Annotated in this window: 17 protein-coding genes and 1 pseudogene; 10 read left to right on the forward strand and 8 right to left on the reverse strand. The window is 72.0% G+C overall.

Annotated elements, in window-relative coordinates; translation table 11 throughout:
• Window positions 1-73 precede the first annotated feature (73 nt).
• The 3 genes from tyrS to OG898_RS22545 form a co-directional block, all read right to left on the reverse strand.
• Window positions 74-1,339 carry a tyrosine--tRNA ligase gene (gene tyrS, locus OG898_RS22535; protein ID WP_250742232.1) on the reverse strand — a complete coding sequence of 422 codons (1,266 nt, stop codon included), beginning with the start codon at window positions 1,337-1,339 and terminating at the stop codon, window positions 74-76.
• Between the two features lie 130 nt (window positions 1,340-1,469).
• Entirely contained in the window at window positions 1,470-2,870 is a 1,401-nt protein-coding gene (locus tag OG898_RS22540; RefSeq protein ID WP_250742231.1) for a metallopeptidase TldD-related protein, read from the reverse strand.
• Window positions 2,867-4,390: a TldD/PmbA family protein gene (locus OG898_RS22545; protein ID WP_250742230.1), complete on the reverse strand. Its 1,524-nt coding sequence runs from the start codon at window positions 4,388-4,390 to the stop codon at window positions 2,867-2,869. Before OG898_RS22545 ends, OG898_RS22540 begins: the two co-directional genes overlap by 4 nt.
• A 186-nt stretch (window positions 4,391-4,576) precedes the next feature.
• Here OG898_RS22545 and fabG point away from each other — a divergent pair, with 186 nt between their 5' ends.
• The 3 genes from fabG (at window position 4,577) to OG898_RS22560 (ending at window position 6,730) form a co-directional block, all read left to right on the forward strand.
• Window positions 4,577-5,296 (forward strand): 3-oxoacyl-[acyl-carrier-protein] reductase, encoded by a 720-nt coding sequence (fabG, locus tag OG898_RS22550; protein ID WP_250742229.1) that lies wholly within the window; start codon window positions 4,577-4,579, stop codon window positions 5,294-5,296.
• Window positions 5,297-5,301: 5 nt separating this feature from the next.
• On the forward strand, window positions 5,302-6,075 hold the full coding sequence (gene fabI / locus OG898_RS22555; RefSeq protein WP_250742228.1) for an enoyl-ACP reductase FabI: 774 nt from the start codon (window positions 5,302-5,304) through the stop codon (window positions 6,073-6,075).
• Window positions 6,076-6,298: 223 nt separating this feature from the next.
• Window positions 6,299-6,730: a hypothetical protein gene (locus OG898_RS22560; RefSeq protein WP_266958901.1), complete on the forward strand. Its 432-nt coding sequence runs from the start codon at window positions 6,299-6,301 to the stop codon at window positions 6,728-6,730.
• Here the strand turns inward: OG898_RS22560 and OG898_RS22565 are convergent.
• A complete protein-coding gene (locus OG898_RS22565) occupies window positions 6,711-7,418 on the reverse strand; it encodes a FadR/GntR family transcriptional regulator (RefSeq protein ID WP_250742226.1) in 708 nt (235 codons plus the stop codon). The two genes, OG898_RS22560 and OG898_RS22565, sit on opposite strands and share 20 nt — an antisense overlap.
• Before the next feature lie 99 nt (window positions 7,419-7,517).
• Here OG898_RS22565 and OG898_RS22570 point away from each other — a divergent pair, with 99 nt between their 5' ends.
• The 4 genes from OG898_RS22570 to OG898_RS22585 all read left to right on the forward strand — a co-directional run bounded on the left by OG898_RS22570 (window position 7,518) and on the right by OG898_RS22585 (window position 9,888).
• On the forward strand, window positions 7,518-8,813 hold the full coding sequence (locus OG898_RS22570; RefSeq protein ID WP_250742225.1) for an MFS transporter: 1,296 nt from the start codon (window positions 7,518-7,520) through the stop codon (window positions 8,811-8,813).
• Window positions 8,814-8,818: 5 nt separating this feature from the next.
• A complete protein-coding gene (locus OG898_RS22575) occupies window positions 8,819-8,938 on the forward strand; it encodes an SGM_5486 family transporter-associated protein (RefSeq protein ID WP_266958903.1) in 120 nt (39 codons plus the stop codon).
• 140 nt (window positions 8,939-9,078) lie between these two features.
• Window positions 9,079-9,294 carry a hypothetical protein gene (locus OG898_RS22580; RefSeq protein ID WP_266958905.1) on the forward strand — a complete coding sequence of 72 codons (216 nt, stop codon included), beginning with the start codon at window positions 9,079-9,081 and terminating at the stop codon, window positions 9,292-9,294.
• 75 nt (window positions 9,295-9,369) lie between these two features.
• Window positions 9,370-9,888 carry a histidine phosphatase family protein gene (locus OG898_RS22585; RefSeq protein ID WP_266958907.1) on the forward strand — a complete coding sequence of 173 codons (519 nt, stop codon included), beginning with the start codon at window positions 9,370-9,372 and terminating at the stop codon, window positions 9,886-9,888.
• Window positions 9,889-9,989: 101 nt separating this feature from the next.
• Here the strand turns inward: OG898_RS22585 and serB are convergent, their stop codons facing one another.
• Window positions 9,990-11,189 (reverse strand): phosphoserine phosphatase SerB, encoded by a 1,200-nt coding sequence (gene serB, locus OG898_RS22590; protein ID WP_250742222.1) that lies wholly within the window; start codon window positions 11,187-11,189, stop codon window positions 9,990-9,992.
• A gap of 404 nt (window positions 11,190-11,593) precedes the next feature.
• On the opposite strand from serB, the gene OG898_RS22595 reads away from it, so the two are divergent.
• Window positions 11,594-14,158, forward strand: a complete 2,565-nt coding sequence (locus OG898_RS22595) for an FHA domain-containing protein (protein ID WP_266958909.1) — start codon at window positions 11,594-11,596, stop codon at window positions 14,156-14,158.
• A 120-nt stretch (window positions 14,159-14,278) separates the two neighbouring features.
• Here OG898_RS22595 and OG898_RS22600 read toward each other — a convergent pair whose 3' ends face one another.
• The 3 genes and pseudogenes from OG898_RS22600 to OG898_RS22610 form a co-directional block, all read right to left on the reverse strand.
• Complete coding sequence (locus OG898_RS22600) at window positions 14,279-14,968, reverse strand: transglycosylase SLT domain-containing protein (RefSeq protein ID WP_266958911.1); 690 nt, start codon at window positions 14,966-14,968, stop codon at window positions 14,279-14,281.
• A gap of 306 nt (window positions 14,969-15,274) precedes the next feature.
• On the reverse strand, window positions 15,275-16,408 hold the full coding sequence (locus tag OG898_RS22605; RefSeq protein ID WP_266960386.1) for an S-adenosylmethionine:tRNA ribosyltransferase-isomerase: 1,134 nt from the start codon (window positions 16,406-16,408) through the stop codon (window positions 15,275-15,277).
• 368 nt (window positions 16,409-16,776) lie between these two features.
• Window positions 16,777-17,451: pseudogene (locus tag OG898_RS22610) on the reverse strand (SDR family NAD(P)-dependent oxidoreductase); the annotation flags it as partial.
• A gap of 249 nt (window positions 17,452-17,700) precedes the next feature.
• Here OG898_RS22610 and OG898_RS22615 point away from each other — a divergent pair.
• Both OG898_RS22615 and OG898_RS22620 read left to right on the forward strand, forming a co-directional pair.
• Window positions 17,701-18,858, forward strand: a complete 1,158-nt coding sequence (locus tag OG898_RS22615) for a GAF domain-containing sensor histidine kinase (protein WP_266958913.1) — start codon at window positions 17,701-17,703, stop codon at window positions 18,856-18,858.
• Window positions 18,851-19,528 (forward strand): response regulator transcription factor, encoded by a 678-nt coding sequence (locus OG898_RS22620; RefSeq protein ID WP_323182674.1) that lies wholly within the window; start codon window positions 18,851-18,853, stop codon window positions 19,526-19,528. Before OG898_RS22615 ends, OG898_RS22620 begins: the two co-directional genes overlap by 8 nt.
• Window positions 19,529-19,584: the final 56 nt, after the last annotated feature.

A 19,584-nucleotide genomic window follows, 5' to 3' on the forward strand; every position in this document is an offset into this window, starting at 1 on the left:
CGGAGCACGACGGAGGGGCCGGCCCGGACAGTGCGTCCGGACCGGCCCCTCCGTCGTGCTCGCGAGCCGGCGCCTAGCCGGTGACCTCGACCGCCGCCAGGTTCTTCTTGCCGCGGCGCAGCACCAGCCAGCGCCCGTGCAGCAGGTCCTCCTTGGCGGGGACCGCGTCCTCGGAGGCGACCTTCACGTTGTTCACGTAGGCGCCGCCCTCCTTGACGGTCCGGCGGGCGGCCGACTTGCTCGCGACCAGCCCGGTCTCCGCCAGCAGGTCCACGACCAGGCCCGGCTCCGCCACCTTCGCCTGCGGCAGCTCGGACAGGGCCGCGGCCAGGGTGGCCTCGTCCAGGTCCGCCAGCTCGCCCTGGCCGAACAGCGCCTTCGACGCCGCGATCACGGCGGCGCACTGGTCCGCGCCGTGCACCAGCGTCGTCAGCTCCTCCGCCAGCGCCCGCTGGGCGGCGCGCGCCTGCGGCCGCTCGGCGGTCTGCGCCTCCAGCGCCTCCAGCTCCTCACGGGTCTGGAAGGACAGGATGCGCATGTAGGTGGAGACGTCCCGGTCGTCCACGTTCAGCCAGAACTGGTAGAACGCGTACGGGGTGGTCATCTCCGGGTCGAGCCAGACGGCGCCGCTCTCGGACTTGCCGAACTTGGTGCCGTCCGCCTTGACCATCAGCGGGGTCGCGATGGCGTGGACGTGCGCGTCCGGCTCCACGCGGTGGATCAGGTCGAGACCGGCCGTCAGGTTGCCCCACTGGTCGGACCCGCCCTGCTGGAGCACGCAGCCGTGCCGGCGGTACAGCTCCAGGAAGTCCATGCCCTGGAGCAGCTGGTAGCTGAACTCGGTGTAGCTGATGCCCTGGTCGGACTCCAGCCGCTTGGCGACCGAGTCCTTCGTCAGCATCTTGTTCACGCGGAAGTGCTTGCCGATGTCCCGGAGGAACTCGATGGCGGACAGGCCCGCCGTCCAGTCCAGGTTGTTCACCATGAGCGCCGCGTTCTCGCCCTCGAAGGACAGGAACGGCTCGATCTGGGTGCGCAGGCGCGTCACCCAGTTCGCGACGGTCTCCGGGTCGTTCAGGGTGCGCTCGGCGGTCGGCCGCGGGTCACCGATCTGACCCGTCGCCCCGCCGACCAGCGCCAGCGGGCGGTGGCCCGCCTGCTGGAGCCGGCGCACGGTGAGGACCTGCACCAGGTGCCCCACGTGCAGCGAGGCCGCCGTCGGGTCGAAGCCGCAATAGAACGTGACGGGACCGTCCGCGAACGCCTTGCGCAGCGCTTCTTCGTCGGTGGACTGGGCGAAGAGCCCGCGCCACTTCAGTTCGTCGACGATGTCCGTCACGGTTCTGGGTCTCCTTGAACGAGATGAAACGAGGTGAAACGAGGTGAAACAGAAAGCTGAGGGTTTCCCCGCCAGTCTAGGCGGGGAAGGCCCGCACCTCTCACGCTTTGTTGATCAGATGCCGCGTTGATCAGACGCCCTTGCTGACCGAGCTCATGTTGAAGTCCGGGATGCGCAGCGCCGGCATCGACGTCCTGGTGAACCAGTCGTTCCATTCACGCGGCAGGGTCTTCTCGGTCCGGCCGGCCTCCGAGGCCCGCGACAGCAGGTCCACGGGGGACTCGTTGAACCGGAAGTTGTTGACCTCGCCGACGACCTGGCCGCCCTCCACCAGGTAGACGCCGTCCCGGGTCAGCCCGGTCAGCAGCAGCGTCGCCGGGTCCACCTCGCGGATGTACCAGAGGCAGGTCAGCAGCAGCCCGCGCTCGGTCCCGGCCACCATCTCCTCCAGGGACTTCTCCCCGCCGGCGTCCAGGATCAGGTTCCCGAAGGACGGGGTGACCGGCAGCCCGGTCAGTTCCGCGGTGTGCCGGGTCGTGGTCAGCCGGGCCAGCTCGCCGTCCTTGATCCAGTCGGTCGCCGGGACCGGCAGGCCGTTGTCGAAGACGGAGGCGTCGTCGCCGGAGCTGTGCGCGATCACGAACGGCGCGGACTCCAGGCCCGGTGCGTTCGGATCGCTGCGCAGGTTCAGCGGGAGCGGGGAGAGCCGCTCGCCGATCCGGGTGCCGCCGCCGGGCTTGGAGAAGACGGTCCGGCCCTCCACCGCGTCCCGGGCCGACGCCGACCACATCTGGTAGATCAGCAGGTCGGCCACAGCCGTGGGCGGCAGCAGCGTCTCGTACCGCCCGGCCGGCAGGTCGATCTTCCGCTCCGCCCAGCCGAGCCGTACGGCCAGCTCCGCGTCCAGCGCGGTGGGGTCCACGTCCTTGAAGTCCCGCGTCGCACGGCCCGCCCAGGCGGAGCGCTGGCGGTCCGGGGACTTCGCGTTGAGCTCCAGGGTGCCGTTGGGCTGGTCGTGGCGCAGGCGCAGCCCCGTAGAGGTGCCGACGTACGTGGAGACCAGCTCGTGGTTGGCGAACCCGTACAGCTCGCGGCCGCCCGCGCGGGCCCGGGCGAAGGCCTCGCCGAGCGCCGGGGCGAAGTCCGCGAACACCGCCGAGGAGGTCTCGACCGGGGCGTCGGTGAAGTCCGGCGAGGACGGGGTGCCGGTGACCAGCGGCCGGGCGTCCTCCGCCGGTCCGGCGCCGCGGGCGGCCGCCTCGGCGGCCCGGACCAGCGGCTCCAGCTCCGCGGCCGTGACGGCGGAGCGCGAGACGACCCCCGAGGCCGTGCCCTCCTTGCCGTCGACGGTGGCGATGACCGTGAGGGTCCGGCCGCGGGTGACCCCGTTGGTGGTCAGGGCGTTGCCCGCCCAGCGCAGGTTCGCGCTCGACTGCTCGTCGGCGATGACGACGCAGCCGTCCGCGGTGGACAGCTCCAGCGCCCGCTCGACGATCTCGTGGGGCTTGGTGGTACGACTCGACGAGGTCATCGTCCGGCCTCCTGCGTGGTGTTCAGGATGTTCACGTCGCGGAACAGCGCGGACGGGCAGCCGTGCGAGACCGCCGCGACCTGGCCCGGCTGGGCCTTGCCGCAGTTGAAGGCGCCGCCCAGGACGTAGGTCTGCGGGCCGCCGACCTTCTCCATCGAGCCCCAGAACTCCGTGGTCGTGGCCTGGTAGGCGACGTCGCGGAGCTGACCGGCGAGCTTGCCGTTCTCGATGCGGAAGAAGCGCTGCCCGGTGAACTGGAAGTTGTAGCGCTGCATGTCGATGGACCAGGAGCGGTCGCCGACCACGTAGATCCCGCGTTCCACCCCGCCGATCAGGTCCTCGGTGGACAGGCCGCCCGGATCCGGCTGGAGCGAGACGTTCGCCATGCGCTGGACGGGCACGTGCCCGGGGGAGTCGGCGTAGGCGCAGCCGTTGGAGCGGCCGAGCCCGGTCAGCTTCGCGATCCGGCGGTCCGTCTGGTAGCCGGCCAGGGTGCCGTCCTTGACCAGGTCCCAGCTCTGCGCCTCGACGCCCTCGTCGTCGTACCCGATGGTGGCCAGCCCGTGCTCGGCCGTCCGGTCGCCCGTGACGTTCATGATCGGGGAGCCGTAGGCGAGCTTGCCCAGCTGGTCGAAGGTGGCGAAGGAGGTACCGGCGTACGCGGCCTCGTAGCCCAGCGCCCGGTCCAGCTCGGTGGCGTGGCCGATGGACTCGTGGATGGTGAGCCACAGGTTCGAGGGGTCCACGACCAGGTCGTAGCGCCCGGCCTCGACGCTCGGCGCCCGCATCTTCTCGGCGAGCAGCCCGGGGATCCGCTCCAGCTCGGCGTTCCAGTCCCAGCCGGTGCCGGTCAGGTACTCCCAGCCGCGCCCGGCCGGCGGGGCGATGGTGCGCATCGAGTCGAACTCGCCGGTGGTGGCGTTCACCGCGACGGCGGTGATCTCCGGGTGGATGCGGACCCGCTGCTGCGTCGTGGAGGTGCCCGCGGTGTCGGCGTAGAACTTGTTCTCGTGGACGGCGAGCAGCGAGGCGTCCACGTGGGCCACCCCGTCGGCCGCCAGGAGGCGCGCGCTGAAGTCGGCGAGCAGCGCGGCCTTCTCCGCGTCCGGAACCTCGAAGGGGTTCACGTCGTAGGCGGAGATCCAGGTCTTGTCGGCGTGCACGGGCTCGTCGGCGAGCTCGACCCACTCGTCCGAACCCGCCGCCTTGATCACCTGGGCGGAGAGCTTCGCCATGGCCACGGCCTGCGAGGCCACCTTGGCGGCACCGTCCATGGTCAGGTCCACACCGGAGGCGAACCCCCAGCTGCCCCCGTGCACCACGCGGACCGCGTAGCCGAGGTCCGTGGTGTCGGACCCGCCCGAGGGCTTGGCATCACGCAGCCGCCAGGAGGCGCTGCGGATGCGTTCCAGGCGGAAATCGGCATGATCGGAGCCCAGCGCGCGGGCCCGCGCGAGCGCCGCGTCGGCGAGCGCCCGCAAGGGCAGCGCGGTGAAGGCCGCGTCGATGGAATGGGGCACGGAGGTCCTCCCGGGGGGTTGGGGCAGCTGGCACGATCATGTCGCGCCGGGGCTCGCGGTGCCTACATCTTTCTGTAGGGACTCGACAGAGCGCGTACCGAGGCCCTGTCGGAGCCGGATTCTCCGTAAGGGGTACTTGACCTATAGGTTTTTGGTATTCAGACCGCTAGTCGAAAGGGTGATCCGTTGAGCCGCTCGGTTCTCGTCACCGGAGGTAACCGGGGCATCGGCCTCGCCATCGCCCGAGCTTTCGCGGAGGCGGGGGACAAGGTCGCGATCACGTACCGGTCGGGCGAGCCCCCGGCGGAGCTCACGGCGCTGGGCGTGCTGGCGGTCCGCTGCGACATCACCGACTCGGACCAGGTCGACCAGGCGTACAAGCAGGTCGAGGACGCGCACGGTGCGGTCGAGGTCCTCGTGGCCAATGCCGGCATCACCAAGGACACGCTGCTGATGCGCATGTCCGAGGACGATTTCGCCTCGGTCGTCGACACCAACCTCACCGGCACCTTCCGCGTGGTCAAGCGCGCGAACCGCGGCATGCTCCGCGCCAAGAAGGGCCGTGTCGTCCTGATCTCCTCGGTCGTCGGCCTCCTCGGCTCGGCCGGCCAGGCCAACTACGCCGCCTCCAAGGCGGCGCTGGTCGGCTTCGCCCGCTCCCTCGCCCGTGAGCTGGGCTCCCGCAACATCACCTTCAACGTCGTCGCTCCCGGCTTCGTGGACACCGACATGACGAAGGTGCTCACGGACGAGCAGCGGGCCGGCATCGTCGGCCAGGTGCCCCTGGGCCGCTACGCGCAGCCCGAGGAGATCGCGGCCGCGGTCAGCTTCCTGGCGTCCGACAACGCCGCGTACATCACTGGTGCCGTCATTCCCGTTGACGGCGGATTGGGCATGGGTCACTGATCACCATGAGCGGAATTCTCGACGGCAAGCGCATCCTCGTCACGGGGGTGCTGATGGAGTCCTCCATCGCCTTCCACGTCGCCAAGCTGGCGCAGGAGCAGGGCGCCGAGGTCATCCTCACCGCGTTCCCGCGGCCCACGCTGACCGAGCGCATCGCCCGCAAGCTGCCCAAGCCCGCGAAGGTCATCGAGCTCGACGTCACCAACGACGAGCACCTGGCCCGCGTGGAGGACGTCGTCCGCACGGAGCTCGGCGGCCTCGACGGAGTCGTCCACTCCATCGGCTTCGCGCCGCAGGACGCGCTCGGCGGCAACTTCCTGAACACCCCGTTCGAGTCGGTCGCCACCGCCATGCACGTCTCGGCGTTCTCGCTGAAGTCGCTGACCATGGCCTGCAAGCCGCTCTTCCCGGAGAACGAGGGCGCCTCGGTCGTCGGCCTCACCTTCGACGCGCAGTACGCGTGGCCGCAGTACGACTGGATGGGCCCGGCCAAGGCCGCTCTGGAGGCCACCAGCCGCTACCTCGCCCGTGACCTGGGCAAGGAGAAGATCCGCTGCAACCTGATCTCGGCCGGTCCGATCGGCTCGATGGCCGCGAAGTCCATCCCGGGCTTCAGCGGTCTGGCGGACATCTGGGACCAGCGCTCCCCGATGGACTGGGACATGTCGGACCCGGAGCCGGCCGCCAAGGGCGTCGTCGCCCTGCTGTCGGACTGGTTCCCCAAGACCACCGGCGAGATCGTCCACGTCGACGGCGGTCTGCACGCGATGGGTGCCTGACCTTCCCGGTCGAGCCCCGTTCCATCCGTACGGCGGCGGCCGCGCCTTCCCTTCCGGGAGGCGCGGCCGCCGCCGTTTTGGCGCGCGGGGCGGGGACCGTACGGGGCGACTCGATCAGATGTCCGCCACCGGACGAGATCTTCCCAAGTCGAAAATCAGGACATTTGCCTGCAAACTGGGCCCGTCGGGATCTTCCCGGCTCCTGCGGGGAGGAGGTACGGGAGTGCGCGCGAGGCGGAGCCGAGCGGTATCCCTGCTGGTCACCTCGGTGGTCCTGACCGGATTCCTGCTCCCGGGAGCCCTCGCGCAGGACGAGGTGCCCGCCCCGGCGCCCGGTACGGACGTCCAGGCCCCGGCCGTGGTCGACCTGGCCCAGATCCCCGCCGAACCGCCCGTACAGCCCGCGAAGCCCGCCGCCCGGGAGCTCTTCGGGGCCGACTGCGACACCGAGATCAGCGGTTCGCAGGTGGTCGCGTTCTGCCACAACGCCTATCCCCAGACCGACCTGGTCCGCCTGCACGTGGAGTGCGACCGCTGGTGGGACGTGGACGGGGACGGCGCCGCCGTCGCCGTCGGCCCGGCGGGCCGGGTGGAACTCTCCGGCCGCTGCTGGAAGGAAGTCCGCTCCGCCTGGGTCAGCCACCAGCGGCAGTGACCCCCGCGGGCCGCCGCCCCTCCTTGGCCAGGCAGACGAACGGATAGCCGGCCGCCTCCGAGGCCGCCGCGTCCCCGTCCCCGCGCCGGATCGCCTCGATCAGCCGGGCGTGGTCCAGGTGCGAGGCGGGATCGAGCTCCGTACCCACGTCGGTGCGCAGCCAGTCGGCCACCAGATCGCCGAGGTCCGCGTACAGCTCGATGAGCACGTCGTTGTGCGAGGCCGCCACCACCGCCATGTGCAGGGCCACGTCCGCCGCGATGAACGGCTCCGCGTCCCCGCCCGACCATGCCTCCTCGCGCCGCGCCAGCAGCGCGTCCAGCTGTACGAGGTCCCGCGCCGTCCGCCGCTCCGCCGCGAGACGGGCCGCCGAGGACTCCAGCGTCGAGCGCAGCTCCGCGATGTGCCGGGGATCGGCGCCGGCGAACCGGCGGTGCATGACCCCGGCCAGCTCGCTGGTGGCGATGACGTACGTCCCCGAGCCCTGGCGGATGTCGAGGAGGCCGTTGTGCGCGAGGGCCCGGACGGCCTCCCGCACGGTGTTGCGGGCGACGCCCATCAGCGCCACGAGCTCCGGCTCGGTGGGGATGCGGGAGCCCACGGGCCATTCGCCGGTGGTGATCTGGTTCCTGAGCTGGGCGATCACCTGGTCGACGAGCGCGGATCGCCGGGGCGAGGTCAGCGGCATGCGGTCGGGGTTCCTCTCGGGACGGGCGCGGTGGGGGTGACGGGCTCGATACGGTCGCGGGGTGGACAACCAATCATCCCATGATTCTATGATGGTTGAATGTCCGACGAAGAAATCCAGACCCTGAACCGGCCCCCGGCCGCGCGCACGGCATCCCCGCAGCCCCTTCCCGCCCCCGCCACCACCCCGCAGCCGGCGTGGCTCGGACCCGTGCTCCTCGTCGGCATCGTGCTGGCCGCCCTCAACCTGCGGCCCGCCATCACCAGCCTCGGCGCCCTGTTCGAGGAGACCCGCGAGGGCCTCGGCATGAGCGGGACCGTCGCCGGACTCATCACCTCCGTACCCGCCCTCTGCTTCGCCGTCTTCGGCGTCACCGCGCCCCGGCTCTCCCGCCGCTTCGGCCCGGCCGCCGTCGTCTGCGCCGGCATGGCCGCCGTCGCCGCGGGCCTGCTGATCCGGCCCTTCGCGACCAACGCCGCCGGATTCCTCGCGGCCAGCGCCCTGACCCTGGCGGGCATAGCCCTGACCAACGTGCTCCTGCCGGTGATCGTCAAGCGCTGGTTCCCCGACCGGGTCGGCACCATGACGGGGCTCTACTCCATGGCCCTGGCCGCCGGCACCTCCCTCGCCGCGGCGGCGACGGTCCCGATGACCCAGGCCCTCGGCGGCAGCTGGCGCACCGGCCTGCTGGTGTGGGGCTTCCTCGCCCTGGCGGCAGTCCTGCCCTGGCTGGCCATCGGCGCGGCGGCCCGCAAGGAGAAGGCCGCGGCCGCCGGCGTACCGGCCGCTCGCCCCGACGCCGGGCCCGGCGTGATGCGCAGCCGCACCGCGTGGGCCCTCGCCTGCTACTTCGGACTCCAGGCCACGGGCGCGTACATCACCATGGGCTGGCTCCCGCAGATCTTCCGCGACGCAGGGGTCTCCGCCTCCACGGCGGGCGTCCTGCTCGCCGTCACCATGGTCATGGGCGTCCCGCTCGCCTTCGTCATCCCGGGCCTCGCGGGCCGGATGAAGAACCAGGGCCCCATCGCCGTCGGCCTCGGCCTCTTCGGCCTCGTCGGCTACCTGGGGCTCTACTTCGCCCCCGCCGGCGGCGCGTGGGCCTGGGCCCTCCTGCTCGGCGTCTCCAACTGCGCCTTCCCGCTCGTCATCACCATGATCGGACTGCGGGCCAAGTCGCCCGCCGGCGTCGTCAAGCTGTCCGCCTTCGCCCAGAGCACCGGCTACCTCATCTCCATCCCCGGGCCGCTCCTCATCGGCACCCTTTACCAGCACACCGGCGGCTGGGACCTGCCCCTGGCCCTGATGGCCGGTCTGCTCGTCCCGCAGATCGCGCTCGGCGTGCTGGCGGGCCGGGACCGCACGATCGAGGACGAATGCGGCATGCGAGACTGATCGGCATGTCGCCCGTACTTGAACCGAACCCCCAGAACGGCCACCGCAAGCTCGGCCTCGTGCTGGGCGCGATGCTGCTGGTGACCGTGATCATCGCCGTCCTCGCGACCCTCGCCTCTCCGTAGGGGGTGGGGTTAACCCCCCAACCCCTAGGGGGTCAGGCTCAGGGACATCTGGGGTGCGTCCCGGATGGGAACCGCCTGCTCGAATCCTTAGATTCGAAGAGCAAGAGCGAGCCCGCCCGACGCACCCCACGGAGGCGGCCATGTCGGCCCCCACACACCTGGCCCCCGGCCACCCGTCCGCACCCCGCGCCGCCGGGGCCGACGCACGGCTGCCCTGGTGGGCGCTCGCCCTGCCCGCGCTCGCCTTCGGCCTCCTGCTCATACTCCTCGCCGGATCCGGCCAGGCCCACGCCGCCTCCGGTGAAGGCTCCGCGCTGGTCCAGGTCACCGAACGGCTGCTGAGCGCCGTCGGCTGACGGTCCGCCACACCTGCGGGGGGACCCCTTCAACACCCTGCGCCCCGTGGCTCGATTCATGCGAAGCTGGGAGCCATGAGCGCCGACACACCCCGCAGGATCGTCCTCCTCCGGCACGCCAAGGCCGAATGGTCGGACGGCACGGACCACGACCGCCCCCTGGCAGAACGCGGCCGTCACGACGCCCCGGCCGCGGGCCAGAAACTGGCTCAGACCGGCATCACCTTCGACCTGGCCCTCTGCTCCAGTGCGGCCCGGACCAGGGAGACCTGGAAGCTGGCCGTCCAGGAGCTGCCGCACCGGCCGAAGACCACGTACGAGGAACGGCTCTACGAGGCCTCGCTGGGCGAGCTCATCGCCCTGGTCAACGAGACCTCCGACGAGGTCAAGAACCTCCTGGTCATCGGCCACAACCCCGGCATGCACGCACTGGCCGACGCCCTGGCGGGCAGCGCGCAGGGCGACGTGCTCGCCCGGATGAACCGCAGCGGCTTCCCGACCTCCGGGATCGCCGTCGTCTCCTTCACCGGCTCGTGGAAGTCCGTGGAACACGGCGTGGGCACCCTGCTGGACTTCTGGACCCCGCACAGCTGACGCGCACACTCCCCGTCGACTACGCCCTCCGCCGACGCAGCGGGCCCCGGCACTTCGACAGTGCCGGGGCCCGCTCCGTCGTAGGGAGCCGGACGTCTACGTCACGCCAGGTCGGCGGCCTCGACCTCTTCGCGGGTGATCCCGAGCAGGTAGAGCACGGCGTCCAGGAAGGGCACGTTCACCGCGGTGTGCGCGGCCTGGCGGACCACCGGCTTGGCACAGAAGGCCACGCCCAGCCCGGCAGCGTTCAGCATGTCCAGGTCGTTGGCACCGTCACCGATGGCCACCGTCTGGGCCAGCGGTACGCCGGCCTCCGCGGCGAAGCGGCGCAGCAGCCGGGCCTTGCCGGCCCGGTCCACGATCTCGCCGGTGACCTTGCCCGTCAGCTTTCCGTCGACGATCTCCAGGGTGTTGGCGGAGGCGAAGTCCAGCCCGAGCTTCTCCCGCAGATCGTCCGTCACCTGCGTGAACCCGCCGGAGACCACGCCCACCTGGTACCCGAGGCGCTTGAGGGTGCGGATCAGCGTCCGGGCGCCCGGGGTGAGGCGCACCTCGGAGCGGACCTTGTCCACCACGGAGGCGTCCAGCCCGGCCAGCAGCGCGACCCGGGCGTGCAGCGACTGCTCGAAGTCCAGCTCCCCGCGCATGGCCCGCTCGGTCACCTCGGCGACCTCGGCCTCACAGCCGGCGTGGGCGGCGAAGAGCTCGATGACCTCGTCCTGGATCAGGGTCGAGTCCACGTCCATGACGACGAGGCGCTGGGCCCGCCGGTGCAGTCCGGCCGAGACCACGGCCACGTCGACGCCGATCTGCGCGGCGGCGGTGGCCAGCGCGGTGCGCAGCGGCTCGGTCGCGGTGCCGGAGACGGCGAACTCCACGGCCGTCACCGGATACTTCGCGAGCCGGAAGATGCGGTCGATGTTGCCGCCGGTCGCGGTGATCCGCGCGGCGATGGCGGCCGTGGACTCGGCGGTGAGCGGATGCCCCAGCACGGTGACGTGCGAACGGCCACTGCCGCGCGGCCGGTTGTCACCGGTGCCGGAGAGGATCTCGGCCTGCAGTTTGAGGGACTCGGCCCAGCTGTGGACGGTGGCCCGCAGCTCGCCCTCGGTGCCGGCGGTCGGATGGGTGACGAGGGCGCACAGGACGATGCGGCCTCGGGTGACGACCTGCTCGATGTCGACGACGTCGACGGAGTAGGCGGCGAGGGTGTCGAACAGCCCGGCGGTGATCCCGGGACGGTCCTTGCCGAAGATCTTGACGAGGAGGGTGGGGACGTCGGAGGTCTGCGAAGCGCTCATGGTGCCTTCACCGTATCTCCCCGGCCTGTGCGCACGGAGCCCCGTCCCACCTGGCGGAACCGTTTCGCTCCGTACGGACGTGCGGACGCCGCACGCCGGACGTGTGGAGGTCGTGCGATGGCCATGGGCGGGCCCTGGAGCGGACACGTGGAGATCCGGCGACGGGACGAAGCGACGCCCGTGACCGGCCGGGGGCGTGGAGGAGCGTCCCGAAACACACCATCCGGGGTGCTTTCGACCCCCTCGGGCGGGCCCTGCGGGCTCCGCCGAGTGGCCCGGATTCCCCTTGTGGCCGTGCGCCTGAAATAGTTCCCCCGGATGTTCGCCATCCCTAGACTCCCTGACGTCATGGGGGATTCTCGGGGGACTTAAGTGGGGCTGGAGTGCCGGAACTCGTACTGGAATTGAATGGAAGGACCTGGACGCTCGATCCGTCCAGGTCGTACTCGCTGGGGCGCGATCCCCAGGGAGACGTGGTGATCGATGACGCCCGGGTGTCGTGGCGGCACGCCACCATCGCCTGGAACGGGCGAGGTTGGGGAATCGAGGACCACGGAAGCACCAACGGCACGTACGTGCGCGGGGCGAGGGTCCAGCAGGCCGAGCTCGTACCCGGCACGCCGGTGCACCTCGGCAACGCCACCGACGGGCCGAGGCTGAATCCCGTCGCGGGCGCGGGCGCCGCCGCCGCGCCGCAGCCGGCCGTGGCGCAGCAGTCGCCCGCCCAGGCGTACGCGCAGCAGCCGCAGGCCCAGCAGCACGCACCGCAGCAGCAGGCCCAGCAGCACGCACCGCAGCAGCAGGCCCAGCAGCCCTGGGAGCAGCAGGTCCAGCAGGCCCCGCCGTTCCCGCAGCAGCAGGCCCAGCAGGCCCAGCAGCCGCACCAGGCGCAGCCCTTCCCGCAGCAGCAGCACCAGCAGCAGCCGGGCGGCGGCGGTACCCCGGGCTACGGAGACCACCGCAGCCCGACGACGTTCCACCAGCTCGCGCTGGGCCACGTCATGCGCATCGGCCGTGCGCTGGAGAACGAGCTGGTGGTCTCCGACCTCCAGGTCTCCCGCCACCACGCGGAATTCCGCTCGATGCCGGGCGGCCGCTTCGAGATCCGCGACCTCGGCAGCCACAACGGCACCTACGTCAACGGCCAGCCGCTGGCGAAGTCCGGCACCGCGCTGCTCGGCCCGAACGACATCGTCGGCGTCGGCCACTCGACCTTCCGGATCGTCGGCGACCGCCTCGAGGAGTTCGTCGACACCGGTGACGTCTCCTTCTCGGCCCGCCACCTCACGGTCACGGTCGACGGCGGCAAGCAGATCCTCAAGGACGTCACCTTCGGCGTCCCCGAGAAGTCGCTGATCGGTGTCATCGGCCCCTCCGGCTCCGGCAAGTCGACGCTCCTCAAGGCGCTGACCGGCTACCGCCCGGCCAACGAGGGCGACGTCCTCTACGACAACCGCAACCTGTACAAGCAGTTCGCGGAGCTCCGCCAGCGCATCGGCCTGGTCCCGCAGGACGACATCCTGCACAAGGAGCTGAAGGTCAGCACCGCCCTGAAGTACGCGGCCAAGCTCCGCTTCCCGGGCGACACCGCCGAGTCCGAGCGCGCCGCCCGCATCAACGAGGTGCTGCGCGAGCTCAAGCTCGACATCCACAAGGACAAGAAGATCACCTCGCTCTCGGGCGGCCAGCGCAAGCGCGTGTCCGTGGCCCTGGAGCTGCTGACCAAGCCCTCGCTGATCTTCCTGGACGAGCCGACCTCCGGCCTCGACCCGGGCATGGACCGCGATGTCATGCAGCTGCTGCGCGGCCTCGCCGACGACGGCCGCACGGTCCTCGTCGTCACGCACTCGGTCGCCGAGCTGGCCATCTGCGACAAGCTGCTGGTCATGGCCCCGGGCGGCTCGGTCGCGTACTTCGGCCCGCCGGACGAGGCGCTGAACTTCTTCGGCTACTCCACCTGGGCCGACGTGTTCTCCGCCTTCGAGAGCTACCGCGACTACGACTGGGCCGGCCGCTGGAAGGGCTCGCAGCACTACCAGCTCTACGCCGCCGACATCGACGCGGTCGCCCCGCAGTCGGTGCAGCCCGCCGTGCAGCAGACCCGGCCGCCGAAGCCGCAGGGCTGGGGCTCCCAGCTCTGGACGCTGATGCGCCGCTACATGTCGGTCATCGCGTCCGACAAGGGCTTCATCGGGCTGATGCTGATCCTCCCGGCGGTCCTCGGCGTGGTCTCCGTCGTCATCCCCGCGAAGTTCGGACTCGCGCCGCCCGTGGCCCCGTCCCGCTTCAACGGCGACGCCGGCACGATCATGCTGATCCTCGCGGTCGGCATGTGCTTCTCCGGCGCCGCGAACTCGGTCCGCGAGCTGATCAAGGAACGCGTGATCTACGAGCGCGAGCGCGCGACCGGCCTGTCCCGGTCGGCGTACCTCGCCTCGAAGGTGATCGTCCTCGGATTCATCACGGCCATCCAGGGCGTGATCATCTGCGCGATCGGCTTCTACCCGCGCGACCTGCCCGCCGAGGGTCTGCTGATGCCGCCGGCCGTGGAGATCTGCCTGTCGGTCATCGCGCTCGGCTTCACCTCCATGATGTTCGGCCTGGTGATCTCCTCGCTGGTGAAGACCGCCGAGAAGACCATGCCGCTGCTCGTCATGTTCGCGATCGTCCAGGTCGTCTTCACCGGCATCCTCTTCCAGGTCTACGACTCTCCGGGCCTGGAGCAGTTCGCCTGGCTGATGCCGTCCCGCTGGGCGATCGCCGCCGCCGGCACCACGCTGAACCTCGGCGTGCTCATGCCGCCGTGGGACCAGGACAACCCGACCAACACCGACCCGCTCTGGGACGCCACGGTCGGCCAGTGGAGCCTGAACATCACGATCCTGCTGCTCATCGGCGTCGCCTGCGGCTTCGCCGTGCAGCGCCTGCTCCGCCGCCACGAGCCCGAGGTCATGCGCGCCGGCAAGTGACCCGGCGAGCAGGCACCAGGGCCGCGTAGGCACGCGGGCACGCACGAAACGCCTCAGGGCGGCTCCGGAACACCGGGGCCGCCCTGAGGCGCATGGGGGGCTGGGGAGGACGCCAGAGGCCTAGTAGGCGCTGTTGACGTTGTCCATGGAGCCGTAGCGGTCGGCCGCGTAGTTGCAGGCGGCGACGATGTTGGCGACCGGGTCGTACTGGTCGAACTTGGTGCCCTTGACGTGGTACGCCTTGAAGGTCGGGGCGATGACCTGGAGCAGACCCTTGCTGGGGATGCCGTTCTGGGCGTTGATGTCCCAGTTGTTGATCGCCATCGGGTTACCGCTGGACTCGCGCATGATGTTCTTGTGGATCCCGGCGTAGGTGCCCGGAATGCCCTCGCGCTTCATGATGAAGAGGGCTTCCTTGATCCAGCCGTCCAGGTTGTTCGCGAAGACCGGCACGCGGTTCGCGGAACGGCTGGCGGCGGCCTTCTGCTCGCGGTCCTTCTTCGCGTTGGCCTCGGCCTTGGCCTTGGCGGCCGCGTCCTTGGCGTCCTTCGCGACCTTGGCCTGCTGCTTCGCGATGACCTGCTGAACGGTGAGGTGCTGCTGCACGGCTTGAGCCTGCGCACCGTCGACGACCTTGGACCAGGCGACGGGGGCCGTGGCGACGGTCGTCTGCGTCTCGGCGGCGTTGGCCGGGACGAGGGAGAAGGCGAGGGCGGCGGCGCCCAGGGTGGCTACACCGGCGATGGAAAGCTTGTGCGCCTTCGTCATCGACAGACGACGACTGTGGCCGGGAGTGCTGGTCTCGGTCATGCGTAGCAACCTCTTCGAATAGCGGGGGCCGCAGGAAAGCGCCTGCCGGATCCGAGATCCGCGGCGCTGTGCGGCGAGAGCAATTCTTAGCGGTGGCAAAAACTTGTGGCAAAGGTGTGACGTACGATCCCGCTTAGTGGATCAGGGGCCGGAGCCGAGCCCTGAATTCAGGGCCCGGTCCACGCGAGCCAGCGCTAACAGCGCCCTTACTCATCCACTAGGGAGCTTCGTAAGTGATGTGCGTCCTATGCCCGGGCTCACATCGGTCGTGTATCAATCTCACCAACCGTTGCGTCAGCAATCCACTCAGTGACCGTTCTCATCCTTGAGTAGGAGATGGACGTCCCCGAACTCGTGCCAAAGGCACAGGTTCGCTACGGCCGAGGCGTACCCGCGCCGTACGGCCTCCCGTCCGGCCACCGCCTCCAGCATCAGCAGGTGCGAGGCCCCGGGCTGGTGCAGCCCGGTCAGCAGCCCGTCCACCACCCGCACCCCGCGCTCCGGCGTCACGACCAGCCCGGTCCAGCCCCCGGCGGCCCGCACCACCCCGTCCCCGTCGGCGGCCGACTCCAGCGCCCGCACCGCCGTGGTCCCCACCCCGATCACCCGCCCGCCCGCCGCCCTCGCCGCGTTCACCAGCCGGGCCGTGGTCGCGGGCACCTCGTACCGCTCCGGGTACGGCGGCTCGTGCGCCTCCTGAGAAGCCACCCCCGTGTGCAGGGTCAGCGGGGCGAAGCACACCCCCCGGCGCACCAGCTCCGCCACCAGCTCCGCCGTGAAGGGCCGGCCCGCGCTCGGCATCTCCGCCGAGCCCGCCCCGTCGGCCCGGGGCACCGCGAAGACCGTCTGGTACGCCGAGAGCGGCTGGTCCCGCTCGGTGTAGGCGTACCGGATCGGCCGCCCGTACGAGCGCAGCAGCGCCGGCACCTCCTGCGGACGCCCCTGCGTCGGGGCGGGCCGCGCCCACCACAGCCGGTCCGCCCCCGGAGCCACCGGCTCCTCCAGTACGAGGCGCCACCCGCCCGGCAGCTCCACGACGGCCCCGGCGGGCCCCCCGGCCCGCGGCCGGGTCACCCCCTGCCCGCCCCGGTCCGGCTCCCGCTCCCGGTCCCCGTCCTCGCCGCCCCGGCCCCGGCCCCGGACCCCGTCCCGCGCCCCGGCGTGGTCGCGGAGCTCCACCGACCACCGACCGTCCTCGCCCCGCGTGGAGAAGTGCACGACGAGCTCCTCGCCGCCGAGCCGCCCGTCCACGGCGGCCGGCAACGTCGCCGAGGTGTTCACCACCAGCACGTCCCCGGCGTGCAGCAGCCCCGGCAGCTCCCGGAAGGCGTGCAGCGACACCTCCGAGGCCCCCCGCGAGACCAGCAGCCGCACCGAGTCCCGCCCCCGCCCCGGCCCCCGCTGCTCGGCGGGAACCCGGGCCGCAAGACCCGGCGGAATGTCCCTTATGTACAGTCCCTTCTCCCGTAGCCCCCGCTCCCCGCTCACCGCACCGCCCCGTCCGCCCCGAGGACCCCCGCCACGCCGAGGACCCCATCTCCGCCGTCGCGCCCTTCCACCCCGAGGACCCCCTCCACGCCGTCGCGCCGCTGTGCCCCGTCGCGCCCCTCCACGCCGAGGACGTCCTGCACGCCGAGGGCGCCCTCCACGCCGAGGACGCCCTCCACGCCGTCGCGCCGCTGTGCCCCGTCGCGCGCCTCCGCGCCGTCGGGCCCGTGCGCCCCGTCGGGCCCGTGCGCCCCGTCGGGCCCGTGCGCCCCGGCCGGCCCGTGCGCCCCGGCCGGCCCCTGCGCCCCGGCCAGCCCCTGCGCCGTGTACCGCCCGCTGGGCGCGCGTCCCGTCAGCAGGCGCAGCAGCACCGGAGCCACCTCCTCCGGCGTCGGCAGCGCCGCCAGCTCCTCCCCGGGGTCGGCCGCCGCCATCATCCGCGTCCGCATCGAGCCCGGATCCGCCCACCACACCCGCAGCCCCGGCTCCTCCACCGCCAGTACCGCCGACATCAGGTCACCCGCCGCCTTGGTCGCCCCGTAGGCGCCCCACGTCCGGTACGCCACCACCGCCGCGTCCGAGCTGATGTTCAGCACCGCCCCGGCAGCGGCCGCCCGCAGCAGCGGCAGCGTCTCCTGGACCAGCCCCAACGGCGCCACCACGTTCACCTCGAACGCCTCGCGCAGCCCCTCCAGCGGGTGCGCCGCCAGCGGCACCAGCGGCTCCGCGCCCAGCACGCCCGCGTTGTTCACCAGCAGGTCCAGCCCGCCCAGCTCCCGCGCCGCCGCCACCAGCTCCGCCCGGTGCGCCGCCGAGGACACGTCCCCGGCCACCGCCGTCACCCGCGCCCCCGCGGCCCGCAGGGCCTCCCCGGCCTCCGCCAGCGGGCCCGCGCCCCGTGCGCTCAGCACCAGGTCCCAGCCCCGGGCCGCCAGCTCACCGGCCAGCGCCCGCCCCAGCCCCCTCGACGCCCCCGTCACCATCGCCACCGACATGACCGCACCCTCGCTTTCCGAACCGCCCGGCAGATGCCCCCAACGTAGGAACCCGGCCGCCCCCGCCGCCTCGGCCGCCGGCCGCACCCCGCCAGGTCCCTTCGGCCTAGGGCGAAGACCTACGCCGCGACCCCGCCCCGAGGCGCGGACCTGCACCGAGACCTACGCCAAGCCCTACGCCGCGACCCGGCCGCGGCCTACGCCCCCCGCCCGATCCGCCGGCCGCAGCGCCGCGAGTACCGTGAGGCCATGGACTCCGGACCCCGAGCCCCCCGCGCCGGCGGCCTGGCCGCCGTGAGCACCGCGCTCCTCGCCATGAGCCGCAGGCTGGAGGTCCGCGACGTGCTCCGCACGATCGTCGCCTCGGCCCGAGAGCTGCTCGACGCCGAGTACGCGGCCCTGGGCGTCCCGGACGACCACGGCGGCTTCGCCCAGTTCGTCGTGGACGGCATCAGCGAGGAACAGTGGCGGGCGATCGGCCCGCTGCCCCGCCAGCACGGCATCCTCGCCGCGATGCTCCACCAGGACGGCCCCGAGCGGCTGGCCGACGTGCGCAAGGACCCCCGCTTCGAGGGCTGGCCCGCCGCGCACCCCGACATGTCCGACTTCCTCGGGCTGCCCATCCGGGACGGCGAGGAGACCCTCGGCGCCCTCTTCCTCGCGAACAAGCGCAGCGTCCCGGGAGACAGGCACGGCTTCACCGACGAGGACGAGGAACTCCTCTCCCTCCTCGCCCAGCACGCCGCGATCGCCCTCACCAACGCCCGCCTCTACGAGCGCAGCCGCGAGCTGACCATCGCCGAGGAGCGCTCCCGCCTGGCCCACGAGCTGCACGACGCGGTCAGCCAGAAGCTCTTCTCACTCCGCCTGACCGCGCAGGCCGCCGCCGCCCTGGTCGACCGCGACCCGGCCCGCGCCAAGGACGAGCTCCAGCAGGTCGCCCTCCTCGCCGCCGAGGCCGCCGACGAACTGCGCGCCGCCGTCACCGAGCTCCGCCCCGCCGCCCTCGACGAGGACGGCCTGGTCGCCACCCTGCGCAACCAGGTCCGCGTCCTGGACCGGGCCCACACCGCGCACGTCACATTCACCTGCGACGGCGTACGGGCCCTGCCCGCGGCCCAGGAGGAGGCGGTCCTGCGCGTGGCCCAAGAGGCCCTGCACAACGCCCTGCGCCACTCCGCCGGCGACCGGATCGACGTCACCCTGACCCGCCGCGAGACCGGGGGAGCCCTGCTCCGGGTGACCGACGACGGAACCGGCTTCTCCCCTCCCGCCGTCCGCCGGGCCGGCCGGCACCTCGGGCTGGTCTCCATGCGGGACCGGGCCGCCGGCGTCGGAGGGAGACTGACCGTACGGTCCGAGCCCGGCACCGGCACCACGATCGAACTGGAGGTACCCGGTGGCTGACACGCCGGGCCGTAGCGGCGGCGGCACCCGCAGCCGCAGCATCAACGTATTGCTCGTGGACGACCACCAGGTCGTCCGGCGGGGCCTGCGCACCTTCCTCGAGGTCCAGGACGACATCGAGGTGGTCGGCGAGGCGGCCGACGGCGAAGAGGGCATCGCCCGCGCCGAGGAACTGCGCCCCGACGTCATCCTGATGGACATCAAGATGCCGGGCACCGACGGCATCGAGGCCCTGCGCCGGCTGCGCACGCTGGAGAACCCGGCGCGCGTGCTGATCGTCACCAGCTTCACCGAGCAGCGCACGGTGGTCCCCGCCCTGCGCGCGGGCGCGGCGGGCTACGTGTACAAGGACATCGACCCCGACGCCCTCGCCGCCGCCATCCGCTCGGTGCACGCGGGCCACGTCCTCCTCCAGCCGGAGGTCGCCGGAGCCCTGCTCGCCGAGGAGGGCCCGGGCCCGTCGTCCGGCCGCGGCGGCAACCTGACGGACCGCGAGCGCGAGGTGCTGAACCACATAGCGGACGGGCGCTCGAACCGGGAGATCGCCCGCGCGCTCGTCCTGTCGGAGAAGACGGTGAAGACGCACGTCTCGAACATCCTGATGAAACTGGACCTCGCCGACCGTACGCAGGCGGCGCTCTGGGCGGTCAGACACGGCATCGCGCAGTGACTCATACGGGCGGCGATTCATACGGTCGGGTGTATGTAGCCCACATGGCGCATCCC

The sequence above is a fragment of the Streptomyces sp. NBC_00193 genome, assembly GCF_026342735.1.
GTDB lineage: Bacteria > Actinomycetota > Actinomycetes > Streptomycetales > Streptomycetaceae > Streptomyces > Streptomyces stoeckheimensis.